The sequence below is a fragment of the Nocardioides pacificus genome, assembly GCF_054775955.1.
The window spans coordinates 342661-366541 of record NZ_BAAHCI010000011.1; the positions used below are offsets into that span (position 1 = coordinate 342661).

The 23881-nt window shown below is 70.6% G+C and carries 27 protein-coding genes and 1 pseudogene; 14 read left to right on the forward strand and 14 right to left on the reverse strand.

What is annotated here, in order from left to right; all coding sequences use genetic code 11:
- Nucleotides 1-88 precede the first annotated feature (88 nt).
- The 7 genes and pseudogenes from ACYU7L_RS15220 to ACYU7L_RS15250 form a co-directional block, all read right to left on the reverse strand.
- Nucleotides 89-436: pseudogene (locus tag ACYU7L_RS15220) on the reverse strand (zinc-binding dehydrogenase); the annotation flags it as partial.
- A 65-nt stretch (nucleotides 437-501) separates the two neighbouring features.
- Nucleotides 502-795: an AzlD domain-containing protein gene (locus tag ACYU7L_RS15225; RefSeq protein ID WP_460798831.1), complete on the reverse strand. Its 294-nt coding sequence runs from the start codon at nucleotides 793-795 to the stop codon at nucleotides 502-504.
- The gene (locus ACYU7L_RS15230) at nucleotides 795-1520 is read right to left on the reverse strand and encodes an AzlC family ABC transporter permease (protein ID WP_460798196.1); all 726 of its coding nucleotides are present in this window, start codon (nucleotides 1518-1520) and stop codon (nucleotides 795-797) included. The genes ACYU7L_RS15225 and ACYU7L_RS15230 overlap by 1 nt, the downstream gene beginning before the upstream one ends.
- A 53-nt stretch (nucleotides 1521-1573) precedes the next feature.
- Nucleotides 1574-1804, reverse strand: a complete 231-nt coding sequence (locus tag ACYU7L_RS15235; protein WP_460798199.1) for a hypothetical protein — start codon at nucleotides 1802-1804, stop codon at nucleotides 1574-1576.
- Between the two features lie 108 nt (nucleotides 1805-1912).
- The gene (locus tag ACYU7L_RS15240) at nucleotides 1913-2497 is read right to left on the reverse strand and encodes a GNAT family N-acetyltransferase (protein ID WP_460798201.1); all 585 of its coding nucleotides are present in this window, start codon (nucleotides 2495-2497) and stop codon (nucleotides 1913-1915) included.
- A complete protein-coding gene (locus ACYU7L_RS15245; RefSeq protein ID WP_460798203.1) occupies nucleotides 2494-3339 on the reverse strand; it encodes a hypothetical protein in 846 nt (281 codons plus the stop codon). Before ACYU7L_RS15245 ends, ACYU7L_RS15240 begins: the two co-directional genes overlap by 4 nt.
- Nucleotides 3340-3357: 18 nt before the next feature.
- Complete coding sequence (locus ACYU7L_RS15250; RefSeq protein WP_460798205.1) at nucleotides 3358-3951, reverse strand: DUF3043 domain-containing protein; 594 nt, start codon at nucleotides 3949-3951, stop codon at nucleotides 3358-3360.
- A 96-nt stretch (nucleotides 3952-4047) separates the two neighbouring features.
- On the opposite strand from ACYU7L_RS15250, the gene ACYU7L_RS15255 reads away from it, so the two are divergent.
- Genes ACYU7L_RS15255 through ACYU7L_RS15275 form a run of 5 tightly spaced genes read left to right on the forward strand, consistent with a single transcriptional unit; the run spans nucleotide 4048 to nucleotide 7883 of the window.
- Nucleotides 4048-4812: a PspA/IM30 family protein gene (locus ACYU7L_RS15255; RefSeq protein WP_460798207.1), complete on the forward strand. Its 765-nt coding sequence runs from the start codon at nucleotides 4048-4050 to the stop codon at nucleotides 4810-4812.
- A complete protein-coding gene (pspAA, locus tag ACYU7L_RS15260; protein WP_460798210.1) occupies nucleotides 4809-5087 on the forward strand; it encodes a PspA-associated protein PspAA in 279 nt (92 codons plus the stop codon). Before ACYU7L_RS15255 ends, pspAA begins: the two co-directional genes overlap by 4 nt.
- Before the next feature lie 4 nt (nucleotides 5088-5091).
- Entirely contained in the window at nucleotides 5092-6012 is a 921-nt protein-coding gene (gene htpX / locus ACYU7L_RS15265) for a zinc metalloprotease HtpX (RefSeq protein ID WP_460798213.1), read from the forward strand.
- Between the two features lie 45 nt (nucleotides 6013-6057).
- On the forward strand, nucleotides 6058-6630 hold the full coding sequence (gene pspAB, locus ACYU7L_RS15270; protein WP_460798215.1) for a PspA-associated protein PspAB: 573 nt from the start codon (nucleotides 6058-6060) through the stop codon (nucleotides 6628-6630).
- The gene (locus tag ACYU7L_RS15275) at nucleotides 6627-7883 is read left to right on the forward strand and encodes a sensor histidine kinase (RefSeq protein WP_460798217.1); all 1257 of its coding nucleotides are present in this window, start codon (nucleotides 6627-6629) and stop codon (nucleotides 7881-7883) included. The genes pspAB and ACYU7L_RS15275 overlap by 4 nt, the downstream gene beginning before the upstream one ends.
- On the opposite strand, the gene ACYU7L_RS15280 is transcribed toward ACYU7L_RS15275, so the two are convergent.
- The 3 genes from ACYU7L_RS15280 to ACYU7L_RS15290 are packed head-to-tail and all read right to left on the reverse strand — an operon-like array spanning nucleotide 7880 to nucleotide 10362.
- Complete coding sequence (locus ACYU7L_RS15280) at nucleotides 7880-8227, reverse strand: zinc ribbon domain-containing protein YjdM (protein WP_460798219.1); 348 nt, start codon at nucleotides 8225-8227, stop codon at nucleotides 7880-7882. The genes ACYU7L_RS15275 and ACYU7L_RS15280 overlap by 4 nt on opposite strands.
- Entirely contained in the window at nucleotides 8220-9446 is a 1227-nt protein-coding gene (gene nadA / locus ACYU7L_RS15285; RefSeq protein WP_460798221.1) for a quinolinate synthase NadA, read from the reverse strand. The genes ACYU7L_RS15280 and nadA overlap by 8 nt, the downstream gene beginning before the upstream one ends.
- A gap of 31 nt (nucleotides 9447-9477) precedes the next feature.
- Nucleotides 9478-10362: a GNAT family N-acetyltransferase gene (locus ACYU7L_RS15290; RefSeq protein ID WP_460798224.1), complete on the reverse strand. Its 885-nt coding sequence runs from the start codon at nucleotides 10360-10362 to the stop codon at nucleotides 9478-9480.
- A gap of 19 nt (nucleotides 10363-10381) precedes the next feature.
- On the opposite strand from ACYU7L_RS15290, the gene ACYU7L_RS15295 reads away from it, so the two are divergent.
- The 4 genes from ACYU7L_RS15295 to erpA all read left to right on the forward strand — a co-directional run bounded on the left by ACYU7L_RS15295 (nucleotide 10382) and on the right by erpA (nucleotide 13806).
- Nucleotides 10382-11365: an ATP-binding cassette domain-containing protein gene (locus ACYU7L_RS15295; RefSeq protein ID WP_460798226.1), complete on the forward strand. Its 984-nt coding sequence runs from the start codon at nucleotides 10382-10384 to the stop codon at nucleotides 11363-11365.
- The gene (locus tag ACYU7L_RS15300; RefSeq protein ID WP_460798230.1) at nucleotides 11362-12177 is read left to right on the forward strand and encodes an ABC transporter permease; all 816 of its coding nucleotides are present in this window, start codon (nucleotides 11362-11364) and stop codon (nucleotides 12175-12177) included. Before ACYU7L_RS15295 ends, ACYU7L_RS15300 begins: the two co-directional genes overlap by 4 nt.
- 22 nt (nucleotides 12178-12199) lie before the next feature.
- Nucleotides 12200-13309, forward strand: coding sequence for a glycerate kinase family protein (locus ACYU7L_RS15305; protein ID WP_460798234.1), 1110 nt, complete (start codon nucleotides 12200-12202; stop codon nucleotides 13307-13309).
- A 134-nt stretch (nucleotides 13310-13443) separates the two neighbouring features.
- Complete coding sequence (gene erpA, locus ACYU7L_RS15310; protein WP_460798237.1) at nucleotides 13444-13806, forward strand: iron-sulfur cluster insertion protein ErpA; 363 nt, start codon at nucleotides 13444-13446, stop codon at nucleotides 13804-13806.
- 109 nt (nucleotides 13807-13915) lie between these two features.
- Here the strand turns inward: erpA and ACYU7L_RS15315 are convergent, their stop codons facing one another.
- Entirely contained in the window at nucleotides 13916-14194 is a 279-nt protein-coding gene (locus ACYU7L_RS15315) for a hypothetical protein (RefSeq protein ID WP_460798239.1), read from the reverse strand.
- A gap of 64 nt (nucleotides 14195-14258) precedes the next feature.
- Here ACYU7L_RS15315 and ACYU7L_RS15320 point away from each other — a divergent pair, with 64 nt between their 5' ends.
- Nucleotides 14259-15245: a carbohydrate kinase family protein gene (locus tag ACYU7L_RS15320; RefSeq protein WP_460798241.1), complete on the forward strand. Its 987-nt coding sequence runs from the start codon at nucleotides 14259-14261 to the stop codon at nucleotides 15243-15245.
- A 27-nt stretch (nucleotides 15246-15272) separates the two neighbouring features.
- Here the strand turns inward: ACYU7L_RS15320 and ACYU7L_RS15325 are convergent, their stop codons facing one another.
- Nucleotides 15273-16448: a cysteine desulfurase family protein gene (locus tag ACYU7L_RS15325; protein WP_460798243.1), complete on the reverse strand. Its 1176-nt coding sequence runs from the start codon at nucleotides 16446-16448 to the stop codon at nucleotides 15273-15275.
- Between the two features lie 93 nt (nucleotides 16449-16541).
- On the opposite strand from ACYU7L_RS15325, the gene ctaC reads away from it, so the two are divergent.
- From ctaC to ACYU7L_RS15345, 4 genes are all read left to right on the forward strand, one after another.
- Nucleotides 16542-17453, forward strand: coding sequence for an aa3-type cytochrome oxidase subunit II (gene ctaC, locus ACYU7L_RS15330; RefSeq protein ID WP_460798245.1), 912 nt, complete (start codon nucleotides 16542-16544; stop codon nucleotides 17451-17453).
- Nucleotides 17450-19210 carry an aa3-type cytochrome oxidase subunit I gene (ctaD, locus tag ACYU7L_RS15335; RefSeq protein WP_460798247.1) on the forward strand — a complete coding sequence of 587 codons (1761 nt, stop codon included), beginning with the start codon at nucleotides 17450-17452 and terminating at the stop codon, nucleotides 19208-19210. The genes ctaC and ctaD overlap by 4 nt, the downstream gene beginning before the upstream one ends.
- Nucleotides 19210-19605 carry a cytochrome c oxidase subunit 4 gene (locus ACYU7L_RS15340; RefSeq protein WP_460798249.1) on the forward strand — a complete coding sequence of 132 codons (396 nt, stop codon included), beginning with the start codon at nucleotides 19210-19212 and terminating at the stop codon, nucleotides 19603-19605. The genes ctaD and ACYU7L_RS15340 overlap by 1 nt, the downstream gene beginning before the upstream one ends.
- A 116-nt stretch (nucleotides 19606-19721) precedes the next feature.
- On the forward strand, nucleotides 19722-20948 hold the full coding sequence (locus ACYU7L_RS15345; protein ID WP_460798251.1) for a L,D-transpeptidase: 1227 nt from the start codon (nucleotides 19722-19724) through the stop codon (nucleotides 20946-20948).
- A 78-nt stretch (nucleotides 20949-21026) separates the two neighbouring features.
- Here ACYU7L_RS15345 and ACYU7L_RS15350 read toward each other — a convergent pair whose 3' ends face one another.
- Nucleotides 21027-21965 (reverse strand): type IV toxin-antitoxin system AbiEi family antitoxin domain-containing protein, encoded by a 939-nt coding sequence (locus tag ACYU7L_RS15350; protein ID WP_460798254.1) that lies wholly within the window; start codon nucleotides 21963-21965, stop codon nucleotides 21027-21029.
- A gap of 182 nt (nucleotides 21966-22147) precedes the next feature.
- Entirely contained in the window at nucleotides 22148-23881 is a 1734-nt protein-coding gene (gene qcrB, locus ACYU7L_RS15355; protein ID WP_460798256.1) for a cytochrome bc1 complex cytochrome b subunit, read from the reverse strand.

The window sequence follows — 23881 nt, forward strand, 5'->3', positions numbered from 1 at the left end:
GCCACGTGAAGGATCGCGTGGTGAGTGGGGTCTTCCCACGTCAACGTGTGAAAGTCACGGCTCCACGGTGACCTTGATGGCCTCCCCACCCGCCGAAGAACGAGATCCGGCCGCGGCGTGCCGCCATCCGTATGGCCTGCTCCTGAACGATGCCGGCCGCGGTGGCGGTGATGACGACGTCGGCGCCGCGGCCCTCGGTCAGCTCCATCACGCGCTCGACGACGTCCACCTCGGCGCCGTTGATGGCCTCGTCGGGGCCAACGGCCTTGGCGGACATCTCGAGACGCTCGGCGTTGACGTCGACGAGGAACACGCGCGCGGCACCGTTGGCGCGGGCCAGACGGATGTGGATGCAGCCGATCGGGCCGGCACCGAAGACGACGACCGTGTCGCCGTCGCCGACCTTGATGAGCTCTTGCGCGTTGGTGGCGCAGGCGTGGGAGTTCTTCCCGATAGGCGCAGATAGACGGGGGTGAACACAGATGACTGGCGAATCCGGGCTCAGAGCCGGAGAAGAGCGGCGGTCGCGGCGGCCCCCACCACGACCAGGAGGAACGGCGCGCGCAGCGTCAGCAGCAGCACCGCGACACCGAGCCCGGCCGCCCGAGCATCGATCGCGAGCGAGTCCCCGTCACTGAAGACCTGCACGGCCACCAGGGCCGCCAGCAGGGCGACGGGGAGCAGGTCGGCGACGCGCCGGACCACCGGGCGGTCGAGCACCGACGGGGGCACGGAGAGGCCGGCCAGCTTGAGCAGCCAACAGCCCACGCCGGTCGCGACGATCACCGCCCACATCACGAGGCGCCACCTGACGGGCCACCGGTCGGGTCGCTGGGAGGGCCGGAGCGCAGCGTGACCCCGGCCAGCAGGGCGACGGCCCCGGCCCCCAGCACAGGGACGCCGGCGGCGGTGAGGGGGACCAGGCACAGTGCCGCAGTCGCCGCGAGGGTCGCGACCAGTTGGTGGCGCCGCTCACCCAGCCGGGGCCAGAGCAGAGCGATGAACGCCGCCCCCACCGCGGCGTCCAGCCCGTAGGTGCGTGGGTCCCCGAGTGCCTCGCCGGCGACCGCCCCGCCCAGCGTGGCCAGGTTCCAGAGCACGAAGACCCCCACCCCGGTCGTGAGGAAGCCCAGCCGGGCAGCGCTCGTGGAGTCGCGGGTGATGGCCATCGCCGTCGACTCGTCGATGACCACGTGCGCCGCCGCCGTACGACGCCAGCCGCGCCACGCCAGCAGCGGGGCCAGCCGCAGGCCGTAGAGGGTGTTGCGGCTGCCCAGCAGCAGGGCCGTGACGGCCCCGGACAGCGGGGTGCCTCCCGCGGCGATCACCCCCACGAAGGCGAACTGCGAGGCGCCGGTGAAGACCAGCAGCGACAGGGCGCACGACTGGACGACCGACAGCCCGCTGGCCACGGACACGGCGCCGAACGAGATGCCGTAGGCGCCGGTCGCGACCGCGACCGCCAGGCTGTCGCGCACGATGCCGGTGCGCTCGGCGGGGGTCATCGAGCCGTCCAGCACCCCCGGACCCTAGCAACGAGCCTTGCTCGGCGAAGGGTCGGCCTCGTGGCGGATCAGCGACGACGTGGGGTGTGGCGCGCGGTGCTGCGGTGTCCCTGGTGGGAGAAGTCATGGACGAGCAGGTAGGCCGCCACCAGTCCGGCGGCGGCGCCGACGCCCGCGCCCACGGAGGCGAGCAAGGGGATCGGGGTGAACTGGGCTACCCAGGCGCCGACAGCCAGGAAGACGGTGACGGCGGCGACGACGAGAGCGATGCGGTAGAGGTGCGGCAGCGGACCGAGCACGGAATGCCTCCCTTGGCACATCCGGTCCGCCGAGGTCGGCGGTCCGGTCGGCACCGTGAGGCGCCGGTCACTCCATGGTGGCGCGTCGGCGCCGAAAAGCAAAGAGGTCTAGATGAGTGAGGTGTGCAGCCGCACCTGGCGGACGACGGTCGCTCCACTGCCGTCGAGGTCCAGCTCGCGGTGGGCCCCGTCCGGTGCCCAGCCGGCGTCGGTGACGAAGCCGCGCAGCACGTCGTCGGTGGACAGCACCCACAACCGCGCGCGCTGGAAGCGGTCGGCGACCATCGTGTCGGCGGCAGCCTGCAGGAGTCGGGAGCCATGCCCCTTGCCCCGCTCCTCGGGGTCGACGGTGAACTCCCGCAGCTCCCCGTCCGCGATCGGGTCGCCGTCGGGGTCGCCGGTCGGGCCGGTGACCGCGAAGCCGCAGACGCGGTTGCGCTCCAGCGCGACCAGGACCCGGTTGCGGGCGTCGCCCGGCTTGGTCAGCGAGGCCCGCCACGCGTCCGCGACCGTGCTCGGGTCGGTGGCGAGCAGCTCGGCCGGGAGCAGCCCGTCGTACGACGTGCGCCAGGCGCGCAGCTGCACCGCGGCCACCGCGTCGGCGTCGTCGGACCACGCGACCCGCACGGAGACGTCCGGGCCCGCGCTGCTCGCTGGGGAGCCGCCGGTCGAGCTGGGAGGGGGAGTGCTCATGACGCCATCTTGGCACTGCCGCCGGAGCTGTCCGACGGGGCACCGTCGCCCGGGGAGGCCCGGCCGACCCGGATCGCCCCGACGGTCGCCAGGACCAGGCCGGTGAGCACGGCCACGGCCCATCCGTCGCGCACCGCGTCGCCGAGCAGCCACAGGCCGAGCAGGGCGGGGACGAAGGTCTGCGCGACGATCATCGGCGCCGTCGACGACGAGACGATCGCGCGCTCGAGGCCGAGGGAGTAGAGCCAGAAGCCGAGCAGCCCGAAGACCGGTACGGCGAGGGCGGACGCGACCGTGGCGGGAGTGAGCGCCAGGTCGACCCCGCGGACGGCGACCGCGGAGCCCGAGTAGGCCAGCCCCGCCAGCCACCCCAGCGTCGCTCCCGAGGCCTCCCGCAGGAGCAGCCCCAGGACCCCCACGGCGAGGGCCACGGCCCACAGGGCGAGGGCGAACCATCCCGAGGTGTGCAGGGCGCCGACAGCGCCGCTGCCGGCCGCCAGCAGCACCAGCCCGCCGGTGACCGCGGCGATCGCCACCCAGCGACGCACCCCGACGGTCTCGCGCAGCACCAGGGCGGAGAGGAGCGCGGTGACCGGCATGGACATGGAGATCGTCGCCTGCGCCAGATAGAGGGGCAACAGCCAGATCGACACGGCGTGCAGCAGGAAGCCCAGCAGGTAGGCGGCCACGACCACCATCAGCCAGCCGTTGCGCACCGCCGCCAGGACGAAGTGGGCGAGATCCCGGCCGCCCGGCAGACGTCGTACGGCGTGCGCCTGCAGCACTGCGCTGGCCCCGAAGAGCAGGGCCGCGGCCAGCCCGGCCGCCAGGCCCGCGATCACGGCGCGATCACCGGTCGATCACCGGTAGTGCTCGGGCAGCTCCTGGCCGATCTTCACCTGCGGCTTGGGCAGGCGCAGGAACCTCATCTGCAGGGCCCGGATCAGCGCGTAGTAGGTGGTGCCCTTGAGCGGCTCCTCGGGGAATCGGCGGCCCAGCTCACGGCGCAGGCGCAGTCGCAGCCAGACGACGTCGATCAGCACCACGGCGAAGACGCCGAACATCATCGTGTTGCCGATGCCGGCCAGTCGCGGGTTGCCGGAGTAGCCCAGGAACATCGTCACGAGCAGCAGCGGGAGCACCAGCTCGGTGAACGAGAAGCGGGTGTCGACGAAGTCGCGGATGAAGCGCTTGACCGGACCCTTGTCACGAGGAGGCAGATAGCGCTCGTCCCCGGTCTTCATGGCGGCGCGCATCTTCTGGCTGGACTCCGCCCGAGAGCCGCGCTGCGCCTTCGCCATCTCCTTGCGGGTGCGCGGCGTCTTGGCGCGGGCACGGGCCGCGGCCTCGGCCTCGCGCCGGGTCGGGGTGGGGCGTCCCTTGCCGTCCCGCTTGACCAGATCCGGAGTGGTGGTGGAGACGACGTGGGTCTCGGTCTTGCTGCGACGGAACAACGGGTGCTGCCTTCGTGAGCGAGGAGTGTGGGGGCCAGACTATAGGGTGAACGGACACCACCGACGGCGACAGTACCCAGGAGGGGCCGCATCCCCATGAGTCTCATGAAGCGCATCAGCCTGATCTTCCGATCCAAGGCCAACACCGCGCTCGATCGCGCTGAGGATCCGCGCGAGACGCTGGACTACAGCTACCAGCGTCAGCTCGAGCTGCTGACGAAGGTACGACGCGGCGTCGCCGACGTCGCGACGAGCCGCAAGCGGGTCGAGCTGCAGGTCAACCAGCTCGTCCAGCAGTCCACCAAGCTCCAGGACCAGGCCGAGAAGTCGATCGCCATGGGGCGCGAGGACCTTGCCCGCGAGGCGCTCACCCGCAAGTCGGCCCTGACGAACCAGATCAACGACCTCAAGGCGCAGCACGCCCAGCTGCAGGGGGAGGAGGAGAAGCTCACCCTCGCCCAGCAGCGGCTGCAGGCCAAGGTCGAGTCCTTCCGCACCCGCAAGGAGACGATCAAGGCGACCTACACCGCCGCCGAGGCCCAGACCCGCATCAACGAGGCGGTCTCCGGGATCGGCGAGGAGATGGGCGACGTGGGCATGGCGATCCAGCGCGCCGAGGACAAGACGGCCCAGATGCAGGCCCGCGCCGGTGCGATCGACGAGCTCATCTCGTCGGGTGCGCTCGACGACGTCACCTCCGTCGGTGCCGGCGACGACATCGCTCGGGAGCTCGAGTCGATGAGCTCGCAGGCCGATGTCGAGGCCGAGCTCGCGCGCCTCAAGGGCGGCAGCTCCCCCCAGGCCATCGAGGGTGGCGACATCCTCGGTGTCGAGGGTCGCAAGCAGGAGGGTCAGGCGTGATCGTCCGCATCATGGGAGAGGGCCAGTTCGACGTGGCCGACGAGAGCGTCGATCAGCTCAACGAGCTCGACGACGCGGTGGAGGCCGCGGTCGAGGCCGGTGACGTGGCGAGCTTCAGCGAGGTCTTCGCCGCGCTCCTCGACGGCGTCCGCCGGGTCGGGACGGCCCACCCGGCCGATGCGCTCGACGAGTCCGACCTGATCCTGCCGCCCTCCGACGCCAGCATCGACGACGTCCGCGCCCTGCTCACCGGCGACGGTCTGATCCCGGGCTGACACGTTGGCTCGCTCCCGCTTCATCAAGGACCCCGGACTGACCGCGCGGATGACGCTGGTCATGTTCCTGCTCGGCGCGCTGTTCGTCGGGCTGGTCGTCGGTCTGATCTATGCGGTGGGGCCGGGCTATGCCCCGCTGATCGGGCTGATCGGGATCGGGATCGCGTTCTATCAGTGGTGGAGCTCCGACAAGGTCGCGATGCGGGCGATGCGTGCCCGCGAGGTCTCCCCGCAGGAGGCTCCCGAGCTGCACGGCATGATCGACCGGCTCTGCGCTCTGGCCGACATGCCCAAGCCGCGGGTCGGCGTGGCGGACCTGGCCGTGCCGAACGCGTTCGCCACCGGCCGGTCCCCGAGCCGGTCGGTGGTGTGCGTGACCACCGGCATCCTGCGCACCCTCGACGCGGAGGAGCTCGAGGCGGTCCTCGCCCACGAGCTCTCGCACGTCGCCCACCGCGACGTCCTGGTGATGACGGTCGCGTCCTCTGCGGGAATCGTGGCCGGCATGCTCACCCGGGGTGCCCAGTACGGCGGGTTCGCGATGAGCAGGGGCCACAGCCGCGACAACAACGGCGGTGCGCCCGCCTTCCTGATCGCACTCGTGGTCAGCCTGGTCGTCTACGCGGTGAGCTTCGTGCTGCTGCGGATCCTCTCGCGCTACCGCGAGCTCAGCGCCGACCGGGCCGGGGCCTACCTCACCATGAAGCCGGCCGCCCTGGCCTCGGCCCTGCAGAAGATCACCGGCGAGATCAACACCATCCCCCAGCGCGACCTGCGCAGCTCGGCCGCGATGAATGCCTTCTTCATCGCGCCGGCCGTGAGCGGGGTGTCGCTGCGGACGCTGACCTCCACCCACCCGTCGCTGGAGCAGCGGCTCGACCAGCTCGCCCGGATCCAGGCCGAGCTCGGCCGACCGGGCATCTGAGTCCGGGCATCCAAGAGCAGGCATCTGAGAAGGAGTCGCCGGACCATGGGGTTCTGGGATGTCATCACCGGGCGCAGCCAGCCCAAGCGCGCCAACCTCGACGCGCTCTTCGCCGTGCCCAACGCGGCACTGACCCTGGAGAGCGCGGTCGGGCTGCGACCCACCGGCATCGGGACGGTCTGCTTCCGCGCGGCCGGCGGGGCTGCCTTCGCCCAGACCCAGGCCGACGTCGTCGCCCTGCTCAACGGCGATCCCCAGGCCCCCGACGTGGAGCTGAGCGAGGACTCGTTCGGGTTCACCTGGCTGGTCGTGCACCGTGACCCCAGCGACACCGCCGGTCTCTGCACGGACCTGCACGCGGTCAACACCACCCTGGAGGCGCAGGGTTTCGGCACCGGGCTGCTGTGCTCCGTGGTGCCGTTCGCCGACGCCTCCGGCCGCAAGATCGGGCTCGTCTACCTCTACAAGCAGGGCAGCTTCTATCCCTTCGCGCCCCGCCCCGGCGAGCAGCGGGACAACCTTCTCGAGCGGCAGCTGCGCGACGTGCTCAGCGGGGAGCTGCCCATGGAGCAGGACCTGAGCCGGTGGATGGCGCTGTGGGGGGCACCCGGACTGTGAGTGCTGCTGACCGGAGGCGCGCTCCCGGGCCCGACCCCGACGGTCTGCGCCGGACCCGGGAGATCGAGCGCTACCGGGTGCTCGAGGATGCCCCTCGGCGGGAGCTCCAGGCTCTGGTCGAGCTGGCGGCGCACCTGTGCGAGGTCCCGATGGCGGCGATCAACCTGATCACCGACACCGAGCAGCGTCAGGCCGCGGCCTACGGCTTCGACGCCGAGGTGTGCCGCCGCGACGACTCCATGTGCGCCGTGACGCTGCGCGCTGAGGGACCGGTGATCCTCGCCGATGCCAGCGCCGACGAGCGCTTCCGCGACAACCCTTTCGTGTGCGGGGAGATCGCCCAGGTGCGCTTCTACGCCGCCCACCAGCTCGTCACCCCGAGCGGGGTCGTCATCGGCACCCTGTGTGCCTTCGACGTGGTGCCCCGCGAGCTGGACGTCCGGCAGCGCGAGCTCCTGGCGTCGCTGGCCGAGCGCGTGGTGGAGCTCCTGGAGCTCGAGCTGCGCACCCGTGATCTGGCGTCCACGGTCAGCGAGCTCCGGGAGGCGCAGGCGGAGCTCGAGCGGTCCAACGAGCAGCTGGCTGCCTTCGCGGGCCAGGTCTCCCACGACCTGCGCAACCCGTTGACCGCGATGGGGATGTCGCTGCAGCTGCTCCGGGACGAGATCGTCGAGCAGGTCGGCGACGACAGCGACCTCCTGTGGCTGACCGACCGTGCCATGAGTGGGACCGAGCGGATGCAGGCCCTGGTCGGCGAGCTGTTGTCCTTCGCGACCCTCGGCGGAAGTCTCACCACCGCGGACGTGGCGCTCTCGGACCTGGTCGACGAGGTCCGAGCCGACCTCGCACCGGCGCTGTCGGGGGCCTCCTTCGAGGTCGGTGACCTCCCTACGGTGCCGGGTGACCGGGTGCAGCTGCGGATGCTCCTGCAGAACCTCGTCGCCAACGCCGTGAAGTTCGCTCGCCCCGGCGAGTCCTCGCACATCGAGCTGACCGGACGCCGTGACGGCGCCTGGTGGCGGGTCGAGGTCATCGATCACGGCATCGGGATCCGCCCCGAGGAGCGCGAGCGCGTCCTCGAGCCCTTCGTCCGCCTCGACAAGCGGGTGGCCGGGTCGGGGATCGGGCTCGCCAGCTGTCGCCGGGTGGCCCACGCCCACGGGGGCTCGCTCGGCCTCGGCGAGACGCCCGGCGGCGGCACGACCGCGTGGGTGCTGCTGCCGGTGGAGCCCGCCGCGGGGCCGAGCACCTAGCCCTTGCGGACCACCGACGACTTGAGCTGCATCGGGCCGACCCCGTCGATCTTGCACTCGATGTCGTGGTCGCCGACGCCCTGGACGAGCCGGATCCCCTTGACCCGGGTGCCCACCTTGACCACGAGCGAGGAGCCCTTGACCTTGAGGTCCTTGATCACCGTGACGCTGTCCCCGTCGGCGAGCACCGTGCCGTGGGCGTCCTTGATCAGGCTCGCGGCAGTCACGTCGGCCTCATCCTGCGGCGACCACTCGTGGGCGCACTCCGGGCAGACGAGCAGGGCGCCCATCTCGTAGGTGTACTCCGACGAGCACCGCGGGCACGGCGGCAGGGACTCAGGCACCGGCGGCCGTCCGGCCCTGCTCCTGAGCGGCCGTCCGGCCCTGCTCCTGAGCGGCCGTCCGGCCGGGAAGAGCGAGCATCCGCTCCAGCGCCACCAGCGCCCACCGCTCGGTCTCGTCGTCGACCTCGATCTGGTTGACCACCGTGCCGGCCACCAGCGACTCCAGCGCCCAGACCAGGTGCGGCAGGTCGATCCGGTTCATCGTCGAGCAGTAGCAGACGGTGCGGTCGAGGAACGCGATGCTCTTGTCGGGGTGGGCATCGGCCAGCCGCTTGACGAGGTTCAGCTCGGTGCCGATCGCCCAGCTGCTGCCGGGCTCCGCGGCCTCGATGGTGTTGATGATGAACTCCGTCGACCCCACGAGGTCGGCCTTGAGGACCACCTCGTGGGTGCACTCCGGGTGCACCAGGATGTTGATCGACGGGTCCTTCGCGCGCAGCTCGTCGACGACGGCCGGGCTGAATCGCCCGTGCACCGAGCAGTGGCCCTTCCACAGGATCATCTTGGCCGCCTGCAGCTGCTCGCGGGTGAGCCCGCCGCCCGGGCGGTGCGGGTCCCACACGACGCAGTCGCCGAGCTCGAGGCCCATCTTCAGCACGGCCGTGTTGCGGCCCAGGTGCTGGTCGGGCAGGAAGAGGACCTTGGTGTCGGCGCCCTTCTGGGCGTAGGCCCACTCCAGGGCGACATCCGCGTTGGAGGAGGTGCACACAGCCCCGCCGTTGCGCCCGCAGAAGGCCTTGATGTCGGCGGAGGAGTTCATGTAGGTCACCGGCACGACCACGTCGGCGATGCCGGCGTCGGTGAGCGCGTCCCAGGCGTCCTCGACCTGCGCGAGGCGGGCCATGTCGGCCATCGAGCAGCCGGCGGCCAGGTCGGGGAGGACCACCTTCTGGGCGGGGCCGGTGAGGATGTCGGCTGACTCCGCCATGAAGTGCACGCCGCAGAAGACGATGTACTCCGCCTCGGGGCGGGCCGCAGCCTCCCGGGCCAGCTTGAACGAGTCGCCGGTGACGTCGGCGAACTGGATGACCTCGTCACGCTGGTAGTGGTGCCCGAGCACGAAGACCCGCTCGCCGAGTGCGTCCTTCGCGGCGCGTGCCCGTGCCACCAGCGTGGGGTCGGAGGCGGGAGGAAGGTCGCCGGGGCACTCGACGCCGCGCTCGGCGCTCAGGTCCTGGCCCCTGCCGAGCGGCAGGAGCGGGAGGTCAACGGTGGTCATGCGGCGTGATTCTAGTCCCGTGCCCTGCGGTTCAGAGCAGCGAGCCGTGGTGGAGGTACGGTGCGGGCGGGGCCATGCCCCGCAGCGCGAGGTATCCGCTCTGGTGCAGCGACAGGCGAGCAGCCAGCCCGACGTCGATCGCCCACGGGTTCGCGGCGGTCACGTGGCGCACGTCGACACATGCCCCCGGCGGCGTCGAGGCCAGCGCCTCCCAGAGCAGATCGGCGGCCGTGCGCCGATTGGTGGCCGCCAGCAGCTGCGGTGACCCGTCGCCGTCGACGTAGGCATAGCCGGACCCGGTCGTGCGATCGGCCACCAGCAGCCGGAAGGAGCGGGCCAGCAGCTCGTGGTCGCCCAGGTGCGCCGCGCCACGGGTGCGCCGGTCGACGGAGTCCATCAGCTCGAAGTCGGACGGGCTGCCCTCCCGGACCCGTTCGACGAGCGGCAGCGCGGAGCGGTCGACCACGCCGGTGAGGAACATCTGCGGGTGCAGCCCGAAGCCGGCCAGTCGGTATCTGCGGGCGGCCCGTGGGTCGGCCGAGGCGGCGAGCATCCCGCGCAGGCAGCCCCGCCCGTGGTGCAGGGCCGCCTCGAGCAGCACCCGGCCGACACCGCGACCCTGCAGCCCCGGCCGCACGCCGTACGACGCGAGCAGCCACATCAGCTCGCGGACGTAGGAGACCGCGAAGCCGACGATCTCGCCGTCCTCCTCGGCGACCCAGCACCCTCCGGGGTCGGTCGTCGCCAGGTGCGTGGTGCGGGCGATCCAGGCGGCGGCCCGGTCGGGGGAGCGGCGATGCGGGTCGGGCCAGTCGCGCTGGTGGGTGCGGCTCTCCAGCTCGTGGAACCCCTCGGCGGAGATCCGCTCGACCTCCGGCACGTCCGCCGGCAAAAGGGGTCGAAGCAACGCACTCACCCGTGCGAGGCTAGCCGGTGTGAACGACACGGCCCGCGGGAGCGACATGATCCGGGCGACCGGGCTGGTCAAGCGGTACGGCGAGGTGGTGGCGCTCGACGGCCTCGACCTGGTGGTGCCGGAGGGCACGGTGCTGGGCCTCCTGGGACCGAACGGCGCGGGCAAGACGACCGCCGTACGCATCCTGACCACGCTGCTGCGTGCGGACGCGGGCAGCGCCGAGGTCGCCGGCGTCGACGTGGCCCGCGACCCTCGTGGCGTGCGCGCCCGGATCGGCCTCTCGGGTCAGTACGCCGCGGTCGACGAGCACCTGACGGGCTACGAGAACCTCGAGATGGTCGGTCGCCTCTACGGCCTGGGGCGGGTCCGGTCCCGCACCCGCGCCCGCGAGCTCCTGGAGCGCTTCGACCTGGCCGACGCGGGGGACCGCCCGTCCAAGACCTACTCCGGCGGCATGCGTCGCCGGCTCGACCTCGCCGGCGCCCTGGTGGCCGAGCCGCGGGTCCTCGTCCTCGACGAGCCGACGACAGGGCTCGACCCGCGCAGCCGGATGCAGATGTGGGACGTCATCCGTGAGCTGGTGTCCCACGGGAGCACCCTGCTGCTCACCACGCAGTACCTCGAGGAGGCGGACCGCCTCGCCGACTCCATCGTGGTGATCGACCACGGTCGGGCGATCGCGCGCGGCACGGCCGACGAGCTCAAGCGCGAGATCGGGGGCGAGCAGATCGAGCTCTCGGTGGCCCACCGGGACCAGGTCGACGCGGCGCGGCGGGCCCTGGCCCGGGTCTCCGGGGCCGAGGTGCGCGGCGGGGAGACCGACCGCGAGCTGACCGCGCCCGTCACGGGTGGGGCCCAGGCGCTGATGGAGCTGCTGCGGCTGCTGGACGCCGAGCAGATCGGCGTGCTCGACATCGGCCTGCGCCGTCCCACGCTCGACGACGTCTTCCTCGCGCTGACCGGGCACGCGGCCGACAAGACCGACCAGGAGGAGCCCGCATGAGCGGCGTCATGAGTGGGCCGACCCGTCTGGCCAGCGACTCCTGGGTGATCGCCAAGCGCAACCTGATCAAGATCAAGCGCGTCCCCGAGGTCCTGGTCTTCGTGCTGATCTCGCCGATCATGTTCGTGGTGATGTTCGCCTACGTCTTCGGGGGCGCCATCGACCCGGGTGGCGGCGTGAACTACCGCGAGTTCCTGATCGGCGGGATCTTCGCCCAGACCGTGGTCTTCGGCGCCACGTTCACCGGAGCGGGCCTGGCCGAGGACATGCAGAAGGGGATCATCGACCGGTTCCGCTCCCTGCCGATGTCGGAGGCCGCGGTGCTGGTGGGGCGGACCTTCTCCGACATCGTCTACAACCTGCTCTCGATCATCATCATGGCGCTGACCGGGCTGCTGGTCGGCTGGCGCGTGCGTGGCTCGGTCCTCGACGCGGTCGCCGGCTTCGCGCTGCTGCTGCTCTTCGCCTACGCGTTCAGCTGGGTGATGGCCCTGGTCGGGCTGCTCGTGCCGAGCGTCGAGGTGATCAACAACGCGTCCTTCATCGTGATCATGCCGCTGACGTTCGTCTCCAACGCGTTCGTCCCGCTCGAGAGCTTCCCGTCCGGCCTGCGCACGTTCGTGGAGTGGAACCCGGTCTCCGCGGTGACCCAGGCGGTGCGCGAGCTGTTCGGCAACACCAGCGACGCCGTCCCGGTGCCCGACGTGTGGTCCATGCAGCACCCCGTGCTCTACACGCTGGCCTGGGTGCTGCTGATCCTCCTGGTGTTCGTGCCGCTGTCCGTGCGCCAGTACCGCCGCGCCGCCGGCTGAGCGGTGCGGCGAGGATGGGCCTATGCGCGTCCTGATCGCACCTGACAAGTTCGCCGGCACCCTCACCGCGGTCGAGGCGGCTGAGGCCATCGCGGAGGGCTGGCGCCGGCATGCCCCCGACGACGAGCTCGACCTGGCCCCGATGGCCGACGGGGGACCCGGCTTCGTCGACGTGCTCCACGTCGCCCTGGGCGGTCGGCTGCTCGCGCACACCGTGCGCGGGCCGCTGGGCGAGCCGGTGCCCGCGGCCGTGCTGCTCGTCGACGACACGGCGTACGTCGAGAGCGCACAGGCCTGCGGGCTCCACCTGACCGGCGGACCGGGGCGGCCCGGAGCGGCCGAGCGCGCCACGACGTACGGCGTGGGAGAGCTGGTCGCCCACGCCGTGGCGGGCGGCGCGCGGCGCGTCGTCGTCGGCCTCGGGGGCAGCGGCACCAACGACGGCGGCGCCGGCCTGCTCGCCGCGCTGGGGGCGAGCGCCGACGTGGCCCTCGACGCGGGTGCGCTCGGACTGGACGGCATCACGACCATCGACCTCGACGAGCCCCGGACGCGGCTGGCCGGCATCGAGGTCGTCGTGGCGAGCGACGTGGACAGCCCGCTGACCGGCCTCTTCGGTGCCACCAAGACGTTCGGGCCGCAGAAGGGCGTGGCCGAGGACCGGATCGCGGACGTGGACGCCCTGCTCGAGCGGTTCGCGGTCGCCGTCGACCGCCGGCTCTCCCTGGAGAAGGGGGCGGGCGCGGCCGGCGGGCTGGGCTTCGCGCTGCTGGCGCTGGGCGCTCGTCGTACGCCGGGGATCGCCTGGGTGGCGGACGCCGTCGGTCTGGCCGAGCGGGCCCGGGCCGCGGACCTGGTGGTGACGGGGGAGGGAGCCTTCGACTTCTCGAGCCGATCGGGCAAGGTGCCCTACGGCGTCGCGGAGATCGCCGCCGAGACGCTGCGGCCGTGCATCGCGCTCGCGGGAAGGGTCATGGTCGGCTCGCGGGAGATGCGCGCCCTGGGCGTGGAATCGGCCTACTCCGTGGTCGATCTCGTGGGGGAGGAGGCGGCTCTCGGACAGCCGCGCACCGCTCTCGCGGACCTGGCGGCGCGGGTCGCCCGGTCGTGGTCGCCGCGATCTCCGCGCTGAGGGCGATCACTCCTGTCGACGTGGTGGGGAATAACCGTCGATGTGCGACCATTGGGAACGGTAAGACCCGGCCGCATCAGCACACATCGGTCGGACACCCGAATTTTTCCCAGCCAGACTTTCAGGGAGCGAACATGACCGAGCAGGTCGAGACCACCGAAGAGCGCCGCCTTGACCAGATCAACCTGAGCTCGGTCGCGTCGAGCAAGGTGAAGAGCCTCCTCGAGCAGGAGGGTCGCGATGACCTCGCCCTGCGCATCTCCGTGCAGCCCGGCGGCTGCTCGGGTCTGCGCTACCAGCTCTTCTTCGACGAGCGCACGCTCGATGGCGACGTGACCACCGACTTCGACGGCGTGAGCGTCGTCGTCGACCGGATGAGCGTCCCCTACCTCAACGGCGCGACGATCGACTTCGTCGACACCATCGAGAAGCAGGGCTTCACGATCGACAACCCCAACGCCACCGGCTCCTGCGCCTGCGGCGACTCGTTCCACTGAGTCTCAGCGGCTCACCCCGCACGGGGTGAGCCGCAACACCACGAGGCCCCCCGCCGAGCGTATCGGCGGGGGGCCTCGTGGCATTTCCCGAGAGAAGAGCGTGGAGCTCTCAGTCGAGGTGCAGGTGCAGCGCGCCCGCCAGCCGGGCGGTGGCGTCGCTGATCCGGATGTCGCGCTTGGCGACCTCGCGGGGGAAGTCGGCGTAGTGCAGGCTCGGTGCCGGCGCGACGGCGGCCCGGGCGGCCTGCTCGAGGCGCGGGCCCACGTGCAGGTTGTCGCGGGCGGCGCGGCAGGCGCCGTACAGCTCGTCGGGGGACTCGAAGTCGTCGTAGGCCAGGCGAGCGGAGCGGCCGGTGGCGGGGGTCGCGGGAGTCGTCTCGGGGGTCATGCCTTCGACGCTAGGGGCTACTGCGGGGTACTCCCAGCGGTACCGACGGGTAGTGTTCCCGACCATGTCGCTGCTCATCACCGGATCGATCGCCACCGACCACCTGATGTCCTTCCCCGGACGCTTCTCCGACTCCCTGGTCGTGGACCAGCTCGACAAGCTCTCGGTGTCGTTCCTGGTGGAGGACCTGGAGGTACGGCGCGGAGGGTGCGCGGCCAACATCTGCTTCGGCCTCGGCAACCTCGGCATCGAGCCGGTGCTCGTCGGCGCGGTCGGCGAGGACTTCGTCGACTATCGCGCGTGGCTCGAGCGGCACAACGTGGACTGCAAGGCCGTGCACGTCTCCGAGACCCGCCACACCGCCCGCTTCGTGTGCACCAACGACGCCTCGATGGCCCAGATCGCCTCCTTCTATGCCGGGGCGATGAGCGAGGCCCGTGAGATCGAGCTGAAGCCGATCGCCGACCGGGTGGGTGCGCCCGACTTCGTGCTGATCGGCCCCAACGACCCCGAGGGCATGCTGCGCCACACCGAGGAGTGCCGTCAGCGCGGCTACCGGTTCGTCGCCGACCCCTCCCAGCAGCTGGCCTTCGGTGACGGCGAGATGATCCGTCCGCTCATCGACGGCGCCGACATCCTCTTCTCCAACGAGTACGAGGCCTCGCTGATCACCCAGAAGACCGGCTGGAGCCGCGAGGACGTGCTCTCCCGGGTGGGCACCTGGGTCGTCACGCTCGGCCCCGCGGGGGTGCGCATCGACAGGGAGGGCGAGGAGTCGATCACGGTCTCCGCGGTCCCCGAGATCGAGAAGGTCGAGCCGACCGGGGTGGGCGACGCCTTCCGGGCGGGCTACCTCGCCGCCCTGTCGTGGGGGCTCGGGGCCGAGCGCGCCGGCCAGCTGGGGTGCCTGCTCGCGGTCTACGTGGTGGAGCAGGTCGGCACCCAGGAGTACACGCTCTCGCGCAGCGCGTTCCTCAAGCGCTGCCACGACACCTACGGGGCCGACGCCGTCGCCGACTTCGAGCCACACCTCAAGACCTTCCGCCCCTGAGCGTCGACGCCAGCTGATCGTCCGCGTTCACAGGCCCACCTGAGCGCGCAGCCGCGCCACGACGTCCGGCAGTGCGGCGAGGAACGCCTCGATCTCCGCCTGGGGGGTCTCCCGTCCGACCGAGAGCCTGACGTTGCCGTGGGTGAGCACCCCCATCGCCTCGAGCACGTGGCTGGGGGCCAGCGTCGACGACGTGCAGGCCGAGCCGCTGGCGATGCCGAAGCCCCGCCGGTCCAGCTCGAGGACCAGCGCCTCGCCGTCGACGTACAGGCAGGAGAACGTCACCAGGTGGGGCAGCCGTGCCTCCGGCTCGCCGACCACCTCCACGTCCGGGATCGAGGCCACCGTCTCCCGGACCCGGGCCACCAGCGCATGCTGGCGCGAGGCCAGGGCCTCGCGCTCGGCGACCATGGCCTGAAGCGCGGCGGCGGCGGCGAGCGCGGCGGGGACGTTCTCGAAGCCCGACGAGCGCTCATCGACGCGGTCGTCGCCCGGGAAGGGGTTGCGCCACCGCGCGCCCTTGCGGACCAGGAGGACGCCGACCCCGGGTGGGCCGCCCCACTTGTGCGCGGAGGCGGCCGCGGCAGCCCACCCCGGCGGCAGCGGCAGCCGCCCAGTCGAGGCGCAGGCGTCGACGAAGAGGGGGACGTCGCCCAGGGCCTCGGCCACCGAGGTGACGGGCTGGAGCGTCCCGACCTCGTGGTTGGCCGACTGGAGCGCGGCCACCGCGACGGGCGTGGGGGAGTGGCGCGCCCCCTCCAGCAGCCGCTCCACGTCGACCACCCCGGTCCGGCTCACGGGCACCGACACCGTCGGTGCGTCCGCCCACCGGGCGGCGTGCAGGACCGACGAGTGCTCCACCGCGGAGTGGAGCACCGTGGGGCCGACGCGAGCCCGCCCGCGGTGCAGACCGAGCAGGCCCCGGTGGACCGCATCGGTGCCCGATGCCGTGAACGTGACCTCGTCGGGGCGCGTCCCCAGGCACGCGGCCACGACCTCGCGGGCGTTGTCCAGCAGCAGCCGCGCGGTCCGTGCGGGACCGTGCAGTCGACGCGGGTCGGCGTACCCCTGATCGAGCGCGGCGAGCAGGACCTCACGAGCGGCGGGATGCAGCGGCTCCGCCGACGCGGAGTCGAGGTACGACGTGGGCCCGCGGCCCGGCGCGGAGGGCTCTTGGGCCTGGGCGCCAGAGGCAAAAGTCACAGACCTGACCGTAGCGGGTCCCCACCGAGTCAACTCCGGTGCACTTCGGCTAAGGTTCCGCCTATCCGTGATCGTTGAGAGAGAGGCTCGTTCGTGGGTCTGCAGCTCCCCAAGCGCGCGACCAGGTCGGTGAAGCGGCTTGCGCTCGGCGCCGCGCTGGGTTCAAGTCTCCTGCTGGTCGGCGCATGCTCGACCGAGGACAAGGACCAGATCGGTCGTCTGGCCATGCCAGAGCCGATCACCGAAACCGCGCCTGCCATCTACGACCTGTGGCAGTACGCCTGGCTCGCCGCCATGGTCACCGGCGTCATCGTCTGGGGCCTGATCTTCTGGGTCATCGGGCGCTACCGCCGACGTCACGACGACGAGATCCCCGTGCAGACGCGCTACAACCTGCCCCTGGAGATCTTCTACACGATCGCCCCGATCCTGATGGTCGTCGTGTTCTTCTACTGGACCGTGACGGTCCAGAACGAGGTGCTCGACGAGGTCGACGAGCCTGACCGGACGATCGAGATCGTCGGCCAGCAGTGGTCGTGGACCTTCAACCACGGCCTCGGCGAGCCGGACTTCGACGCCGAGGAGGGCGAGCCCCGCTACGACGAGTACGCCGCCGTCGTCGGCACCGGCTCCGAGATCCCCACCCTGGTTCTGCCCGAGGGTGAGACCGTCCAGTTCAACCTGCACTCCCCGGACGTCATCCACTCCTTCTGGGTGCCCGGCTTCCTGATGAAGATGGACGTCGTCCCCGGACGCATCAACCACTTCCAGGTCACCCCCACCAAGCAGGGCACCTTCGTCGGCAAGTGCGCCGAGCTGTGCGGCGTCTACCACGCCCGGATGCTCTTCAACGTCGATGTCGTGTCGCCCGAGGAGTACGAGGACTACCTCGCAGAGCTCGAGGAGACCGGCGAGGTCTCCGACGAGCCGCTGCTGGGCGGCGCCGACATGCGGACGCAGGCTGGCCTGGACACCGACACTGACGCAGAGGGAGGTCACGAGTGACCGCCACAGCTAACCCGGCCGTCCACACCGCGACGGCCGGCGGTCGCAAGACCCTGGGCCAGCACGCCGTCACGCTGATGACGACCACCGATCACAAGCTGATCGGCAAGATGTACCTCGTCACGTCCGTGTTCTGGTTCCTCCTGGGCGGGCTGATGGCCCTGGTCATCCGCTCCGAGCTCGCGTTCCCCGGCCAGCAGGTCGTCAACGAAGAGCTCTACAACCAGATGTTCACCATGCACGGCACGATCATGCTGCTGCTGTTCGCGACGCCGCTGTTCTTCGGCTTCGCCAACGTGATCATGCCGATCCAGATCGGCGCGCCCGACGTGGCGTTCCCGCGGCTGAACATGTTCAGCTACTGGCTCTACCTGTTCGGCGGCCTGATCGCCGCGGCCGGGTTCCTCACGCCGCAGGGCGCGGCCAGCTTCGGCTGGTTCGCCTACACGCCGCTCTCCGACGCCGTGCGCTCGCCCGGCATCGGCGGTGACCTGTGGATCATGGGCCTCTACATGGCCGGTGTCGGCACGATTCTGGGTGCGGTCAACTTCATCACCACGATCATCTGCATGCGCGCGCCCGGCATGACGATGTTCCGGATGTCGATCTTCACCTGGAACACGCTCATCACGAGCATGCTCGTCCTGATGGCCTTCCCGATCCTCGGTGGCGCGCTGCTGATGCTCGAGGCCGACCGAATGCTCGGCGCCCACGTCTTCGACGCCGTACACGGCGGGCCGATCCTGTGGCAGCACCTGTTCTGGTTCTTCGGTCACCCCGAGGTCTACATCATCGCGCTGCCGTTCTTCGGGATCGCGAGCGAGATCCTGCCGGTCTTCAGCCGCAAGCCGATCTTCGGCTACGTCGGCCTGGTCGGCGCCACGCTCGCCATCGCGATCCTCTCGGTCGCGGTCTGGGCGCACCACATGTTCGTCACCGGTGCGGTGGACCTGCCGTTCTTCTCCGGCATGACGTTCCTGATCGCGGTGCCCACAGGAGTGAAGTTCTTCAACTGGATCGGGACGATGTGGGGCGGATCCATCTCGCTCGACACGCCGATGCTCTGGACGATCGGCTTCCTCACGACCTTCCTCTTCGGTGGTCTGACCGGTGTCATCCTGGCCTCGCCCCCGCTGGACTTCCACGTCTCGGACTCCTACTTCGTGGTGGCGCACTTCCACTACGTGGTCTTCGGCACCGTGGTGTTCGCGATGTTCGCCGGCTTCTACTTCTGGTGGCCGAAGTTCAACGGCCGGATGCTCGACGAGCGACTCGGCAAGATCCACTTCTGGCTGCTGTTCATCGGCTTCCACCTGACCTTCCTGGTGCAGCACTGGCTCGGCGTCGAGGGCATGCCCCGTCGCTACGCCGACTACCTGCCCGAGGACGGCTTCACGACGCTCAACCAGGTGTCGACGGTCGGAGCCTTCCTGCTCAGCCTCTCGATGCTGCCGTTCTTCTACAACGTCTACGTCTCGCGCAACGCACCTCTGGTCGGCGTGGACGACCCATGGGGCTGGGGCCGGTCGCTGGAGTGGGCCACGAGCTCGCCCCCGCCGCGGCACAACTTCCACACCCTTCCGCGGATCCGCTCGGAGTCCCCGGCCTTCGACCTCCACCACCCGGAGATCGCTGTCCTGGAGCTGCGGACCAACGCCGCCGAGGGCACCAGCACTCCGTCCGACACCCCCGAGGTGGAGGGCCGTGAGGAGATGCTGCAGGAGCGCATCGAGCGCGGCACGGAGGAGAACAGCTGATGAAGGCCGAAACCTGGATCTTCGGGATCACGACGATCTTCTTCGCCCTGGTGGCGCCCGCCTACTGGTTCATCACCTCGGACTGGACCGGCACCTCGGCCCTGGCCATGTGCTTCGGACTGGTGGCCATGGTGACGCTCTACCTGGGCTTCCACGCCGCTCGGATGGAGCCCCGTCCGGAGGACCGCAAGGACGGCGAGATCGCGGAAGGTGCCGGCGAGCTCGGCTTCTTCCCGCCGTACTCCTGGTGGCCGCTGTGGTGCGCCCTGGCGTTCTCCGTGCTGACCCTCGGTGTCGCGGTCGGGTGGTGGCTCGCCATCATCGGCGCCGGCTTCGGCATGATCGCGCTGGCCGGCTGGGTCTTCGAGTACTACCGCGGGGAGCACGCTCACTGAGCGTCCCCGCTGGCCACGGCCTCGTCCTCACCCGCTGCGGGTGTGGACGAGGCCGTCGTCGTTCCAGCGGGGTCGTTAGGCTGGGCCTCGCACTGCACGCTCCACGGGGGGAACACATGTCTCACGCTCGGGTCCGTCCCGACACCGTCACCGTCGCACGTCGCACCCGCTCGGGGCTGGCGATCGCGCTGGCAGGGGTGCTCAGCCTCAGCCTGGCGGCCTGCACCGGGTCCGAGTCCGAGGCACCGGAGGGGGACTCGTCACCGGTCGCGGGCAGCTCGGGACCGGTCGAGGTGACCGCCGATCTGGGCAAGCGCCCGAAGGCGGTGCCGGTCGACCACGTCGTGCGCGTCGAGGCCGAGGGCGGCACCCTTCGCTCAGTGGCGGTGAGCGGTGGTGGTGACGAGGTCTCGGGCACGCTGTCGGAGGACGGCAGCAGCTGGACGGCGACCGAGCTCCTGGAGCCGGGCACGCAGTACGTCGCGCGCACGGTCGCGGAGAGCGGTGACGGCTCCACCGAGCGATCTCGCTCCCGGTTCCGGACGGTCGACCTGACTCTGGACGAGCAGACCTACCCCTCCGTCGCGCCGCTCGCCGGCGAGGAGGTCGGCGTCGGGATGCCTGTGATCGTGAGCTTCGACGTGGCCGTCAGCGACAAGGCCTCCATCGAGAAGCACCTGAGCGTGACGAGCTCACCGCAGCAGGCCGGCGCCTGGCACTGGATCAGTGACAACGAGGTCCACTGGCGTCCCAAGGCCTACTGGAAGCCCGGCACCGAGGTCACTGTCGACGCCGACGTGAACAGCGTCTCCGCCGGCAACGGCATCTACGGTCAAGAGAGCCGCAGGGTCGCCTTCACGGTGGGTGACTCCGTGGTGCACAAGATCGACGTGGCCCGCCACCAGATGCGCACGCTCATCAACGGCAAGCTCGCCCGCACGATCCCGATCAGCGCGGGCAAGGCCGGCTTCGAGACCCGCTCGGGGACCAAGGTGATCATCGAGAAGCACCGCTCGAAGCGGATGGACGCCGCGACCACCGGCATCTCGGAGAGCGACCCGGAGTACTACAACATCGCGAACGTGGAGTATGCCCTGCGGGTCACCTACTCCGGCGAGTTCCTGCACGCGGCCCCGTGGTCGGCCGGCTCCCAGGGCGCCGCCAACGTCAGCCACGGTTGCGTCGGCATGAGCACCTCCGACGCCGCCTGGGTCTACGGCATGACAAGGCGCGGCGACGTCGTCGAGGTCACCGGGACGGAGCGCCAGATGACTCTGGAGAACGGCTACGGCGACTGGAACCTGCCCTTCAACGAGTACAAGCAAGGCTCCGCCCTCAGCTGACCCGTCAGAAGATTACGCTCAGCCGGCAGAAGATCACGCCGACCCGGCGGAAGATCACGCTGACCCGGCAGAACTTCTTCAGCCCCTGCGCTCCAGGAGATCGCGATAGGCGCGGCGGAGCAGGATGTCGGCGTCCTGGTGCTGGCCGAAGACGTTGTCGCGCCGCAGGACGATGACGACCCAGCCCTGTGCGTCGCGGAGCCAGGCCCGGCGGCGCTCATCGTGCTCCCGCTGCTCCGGCCCGTGGAACTCCTCCCCGTCGTACTCCGCCGCGAAGCGGAGGCGGGGGAGCGCCATATCGAGGTAGTAGCTCCCTCCGCCGGGGGCCGGGACCGGATGCTGAAGGACGGGACGGGGGAGGCCCGCCGCGAGCCAGCGCCTGCGGGAGGCACCTTCGCCGGGCGACTCCGAGCGGGGGTCGACCTGCGGCGCGAGCGCCCGGAGCTGCACGGCGCCGCGAAAGCCCTTGCAGCGCTGCGCCTCACGGCACAGGTCACCGACGGTGAACACAGCGAGCCGGCAGAGCGCGTCCATGGCCGCCAAGGCCTGATCAGGATGAAGGAGCCGTCCCAGGTCGCAGGCCGTGCGCAGTGGAGTCGTGACCCGCAGGTCGTGCACGTGCTGCACATCGGTGGCCAGCAGGCGACGCTCGCCACTGATCACGAGGCCGTTTCGCAGTCGTCGTCCGGGAGGGCAGAAGACGCTCACCGCCGGCGGCACGATGTGGTCATTGGGTGCGAGCACGCGAGGGGCGCCATGGAGCCAGGCGGCGGTGCGGTCCGTGATGACCGCGTCGGGCGGTACGACGAGGCGCAGGCAGTCGACCCGCAGCTGGAGGTCGTCGGTCAGGTGGGCCCAGTGGTAGACCCCACGCATGGGGTGGACGAGCTCGCCGGCGCTCTCCAGCTCCCCGAGGGCCTTGCGGCGCAGTCCGGCAGCGAGGGCTTGATTGGTGCTGAAGGCCCCCACTGTCAGCTCTGGGGGCAAGACACCGGGGTGGACGGTCGACGAGGTCATGGCAGGAGAATCCGCCATGCGCGCGGCGCCCGCCATACCTCGCCGTACGCCTGTGGATAGCTAGCGACGGGTCAGCGTGATCTTCTGCCGGGTCAGCGTTGAACTGGCGCCGGGTCGCGTGGTTGGTGACGCGCGAAGGGCCCCGACGCTGTGCGTCCGGGCCCTTCGTGTCGTGCGCTGTGTCAGTGCTTGCGGAGCTCTTCGCCCTCGACCGCGTGGCGGCCGTCGAACTGGTGGCCGTCGACGACGTGGTCGTCGTAGGCCGCCTCGAGCTCGTGCTCGTGCTCGGCGTGGTGGTGCGCCGCCTCGAGCTCGGCCCGGGTGGGCTTCTGCACGTTGTCGGCGTACATCAGCTTGGACAGGCGTCCACGCAGGCCGTCGAAGCGCTTCGGGGGAGCGGCGACGCCGTTGGCGTCCACGGTCGCGCCGGGCACGTAGACCTCGTCGCGGTCGCGGGCGGTCATCGTGTAGCTGCGCGTCTCGTCGAGCGGCAGGTGACGCTCGGAGTAGCTGCCCTCCGGAGACCGCATGATGATGCCGGTCTCGTAGCCGTGCAGGAGGTCCTGCTCATCCTTGCGCTGCAGCGAGATGCACCAGCGGCGCGTGATCATGAACGCGATGACCGGACCCAGGAAGACCATCACCCGCATGAAGTAGGTGATCTGGTTGATGCTCAGGTCCATGGTGATCGCGATGATGTCGTTGCCGCCCGCGGCCCACATCAGGCCGTAGAAGGTCATCAGCGCGACCATCACCGCGGTGCGGGTCGGAGCGTTGCGCGGGCGCTGGAGCAGGTGGTGCTCGCGCTTGTCACCGGTGATCCACGCCTCCAGGAACGGCAGCAGGATCAGGATGATCAGCATCAGCGGCGGCAGGACCAGGATCGGCAGGAAGACGTTCCAGCTCAGCGTGACGCCGAGGAACTCCGACTCCCAGCCGGGCATGATCCGCAGCGCACCGTCGGGCCAGCCCATGTACCAGTCGGGCTGGGAGCCAGCGGTCACCTTGGACGGGTCGTAGGGGCCGTACTTCCAGACCGCGTTGATGGTCGTGGTGGCACCCATGACGGCGATGACGCCGAACACGATGAAGAAGAACCCACCGGCCTTGGCCATGTAGACGGGCAGCATGGGGAAGCCGACGACGTTCTGCTCGGTCCGGCCGGGGCCGGGCCACTGGGTGTGCTTGTGGTAGACGAGCAGCAGCATGTGAGCCGCGATCAGGGCCAGCAGCAGCCCGGGGATCAGCAGCACGTGGACGATGTAGAGGCGCGGGATGATCGAGTCACCCGGGAACTCGCCACCGAACAGGAAGAACGACATGTAGGTGCCGACCACGGGGGCCGACTTCATGAAGCCGTCGGCTGCTCGAACGCCGGTGCCCGAGAGCAGGTCGTCGGGAAGCGAGTAGCCGGTGAATCCCTCGAGTGTGCCGAGGAGCAGCAGCAGGCAGCCGATCACCCAGTTGAGCTCACGCGGCTTGCGGTGTGCACCCGTGAAGAACACGCGCAGCAGGTGGATCATCATCGATGCCACGAAGAGCGTGGCCGCCCAGTGGTGCATCTGCCGCATGAGCAGACCGCCACGGACGTCGAAGGAGATGTCCAGGCTCGAGGCGAAGGCCTCCGACATGTGCAGACCGCGCAGCTGGTCGTAGCTGCCCATGTACTCGACCTCGGCCATGCTCGGCCGGAACCACAGGGTCAGGAAGACACCCGTGAGCAGCAGGACGACGAAGCTCCACAGGGCGATCTCGCCCAGCATGAACGACCAGTGGTCGGGGAAGACCTTGCGCAGGTTCTTCTTGGCCATGCCGGCGAGGCCGAGGCGCTCGTCGGCCCAGTTGGCCGCGGCGGCGCCCTTGCCGGGCTTCTTCACGCTCGCGGCGGTGGTGGCGTTGGTCTTGGCGACGGACAT

Bases quoted from the DNA above. Each gene is read 5' to 3' on its own strand.
- ACYU7L_RS15315 (WP_460798239.1), bottom strand. From the start codon at position 14,194: ATGACCCCCGAGACGACTCCCGCGACCCCCGCCACCGGCCGCTCCGCT.
- ACYU7L_RS15350 (WP_460798254.1), bottom strand. From the start codon at position 21,965: ATGACCTCGTCGACCGTCCACCCCGGTGTCTTGCCCCCAGAGCTGACA.
- erpA (WP_460798237.1), top strand. From the start codon at position 13,444: ATGACCGAGCAGGTCGAGACCACCGAAGAGCGCCGCCTTGACCAGATC.
- ACYU7L_RS15305 (WP_460798234.1), top strand. From the start codon at position 12,200: ATGCGCGTCCTGATCGCACCTGACAAGTTCGCCGGCACCCTCACCGCG.
- ACYU7L_RS15320 (WP_460798241.1), top strand. From the start codon at position 14,259: ATGTCGCTGCTCATCACCGGATCGATCGCCACCGACCACCTGATGTCC.
- pspAB (WP_460798215.1), top strand. From the start codon at position 6,058: ATGGGGTTCTGGGATGTCATCACCGGGCGCAGCCAGCCCAAGCGCGCC.
- ACYU7L_RS15225 (WP_460798831.1), bottom strand. From the start codon at position 795: ATGTGGGCGGTGATCGTCGCGACCGGCGTGGGCTGTTGGCTGCTCAAG.
- nadA (WP_460798221.1), bottom strand. From the start codon at position 9,446: ATGACCACCGTTGACCTCCCGCTCCTGCCGCTCGGCAGGGGCCAGGAC.
- ACYU7L_RS15345 (WP_460798251.1), top strand. From the start codon at position 19,722: ATGTCTCACGCTCGGGTCCGTCCCGACACCGTCACCGTCGCACGTCGC.
- ACYU7L_RS15340 (WP_460798249.1), top strand. From the start codon at position 19,210: ATGAAGGCCGAAACCTGGATCTTCGGGATCACGACGATCTTCTTCGCC.
- qcrB (WP_460798256.1), bottom strand. From the start codon at position 23,881: ATGTCCGTCGCCAAGACCAACGCCACCACCGCCGCGAGCGTGAAGAAG.
- ACYU7L_RS15240 (WP_460798201.1), bottom strand. From the start codon at position 2,497: ATGAGCACTCCCCCTCCCAGCTCGACCGGCGGCTCCCCAGCGAGCAGC.
- ACYU7L_RS15300 (WP_460798230.1), top strand. From the start codon at position 11,362: ATGAGCGGCGTCATGAGTGGGCCGACCCGTCTGGCCAGCGACTCCTGG.
- ACYU7L_RS15255 (WP_460798207.1), top strand. From the start codon at position 4,048: ATGAGTCTCATGAAGCGCATCAGCCTGATCTTCCGATCCAAGGCCAAC.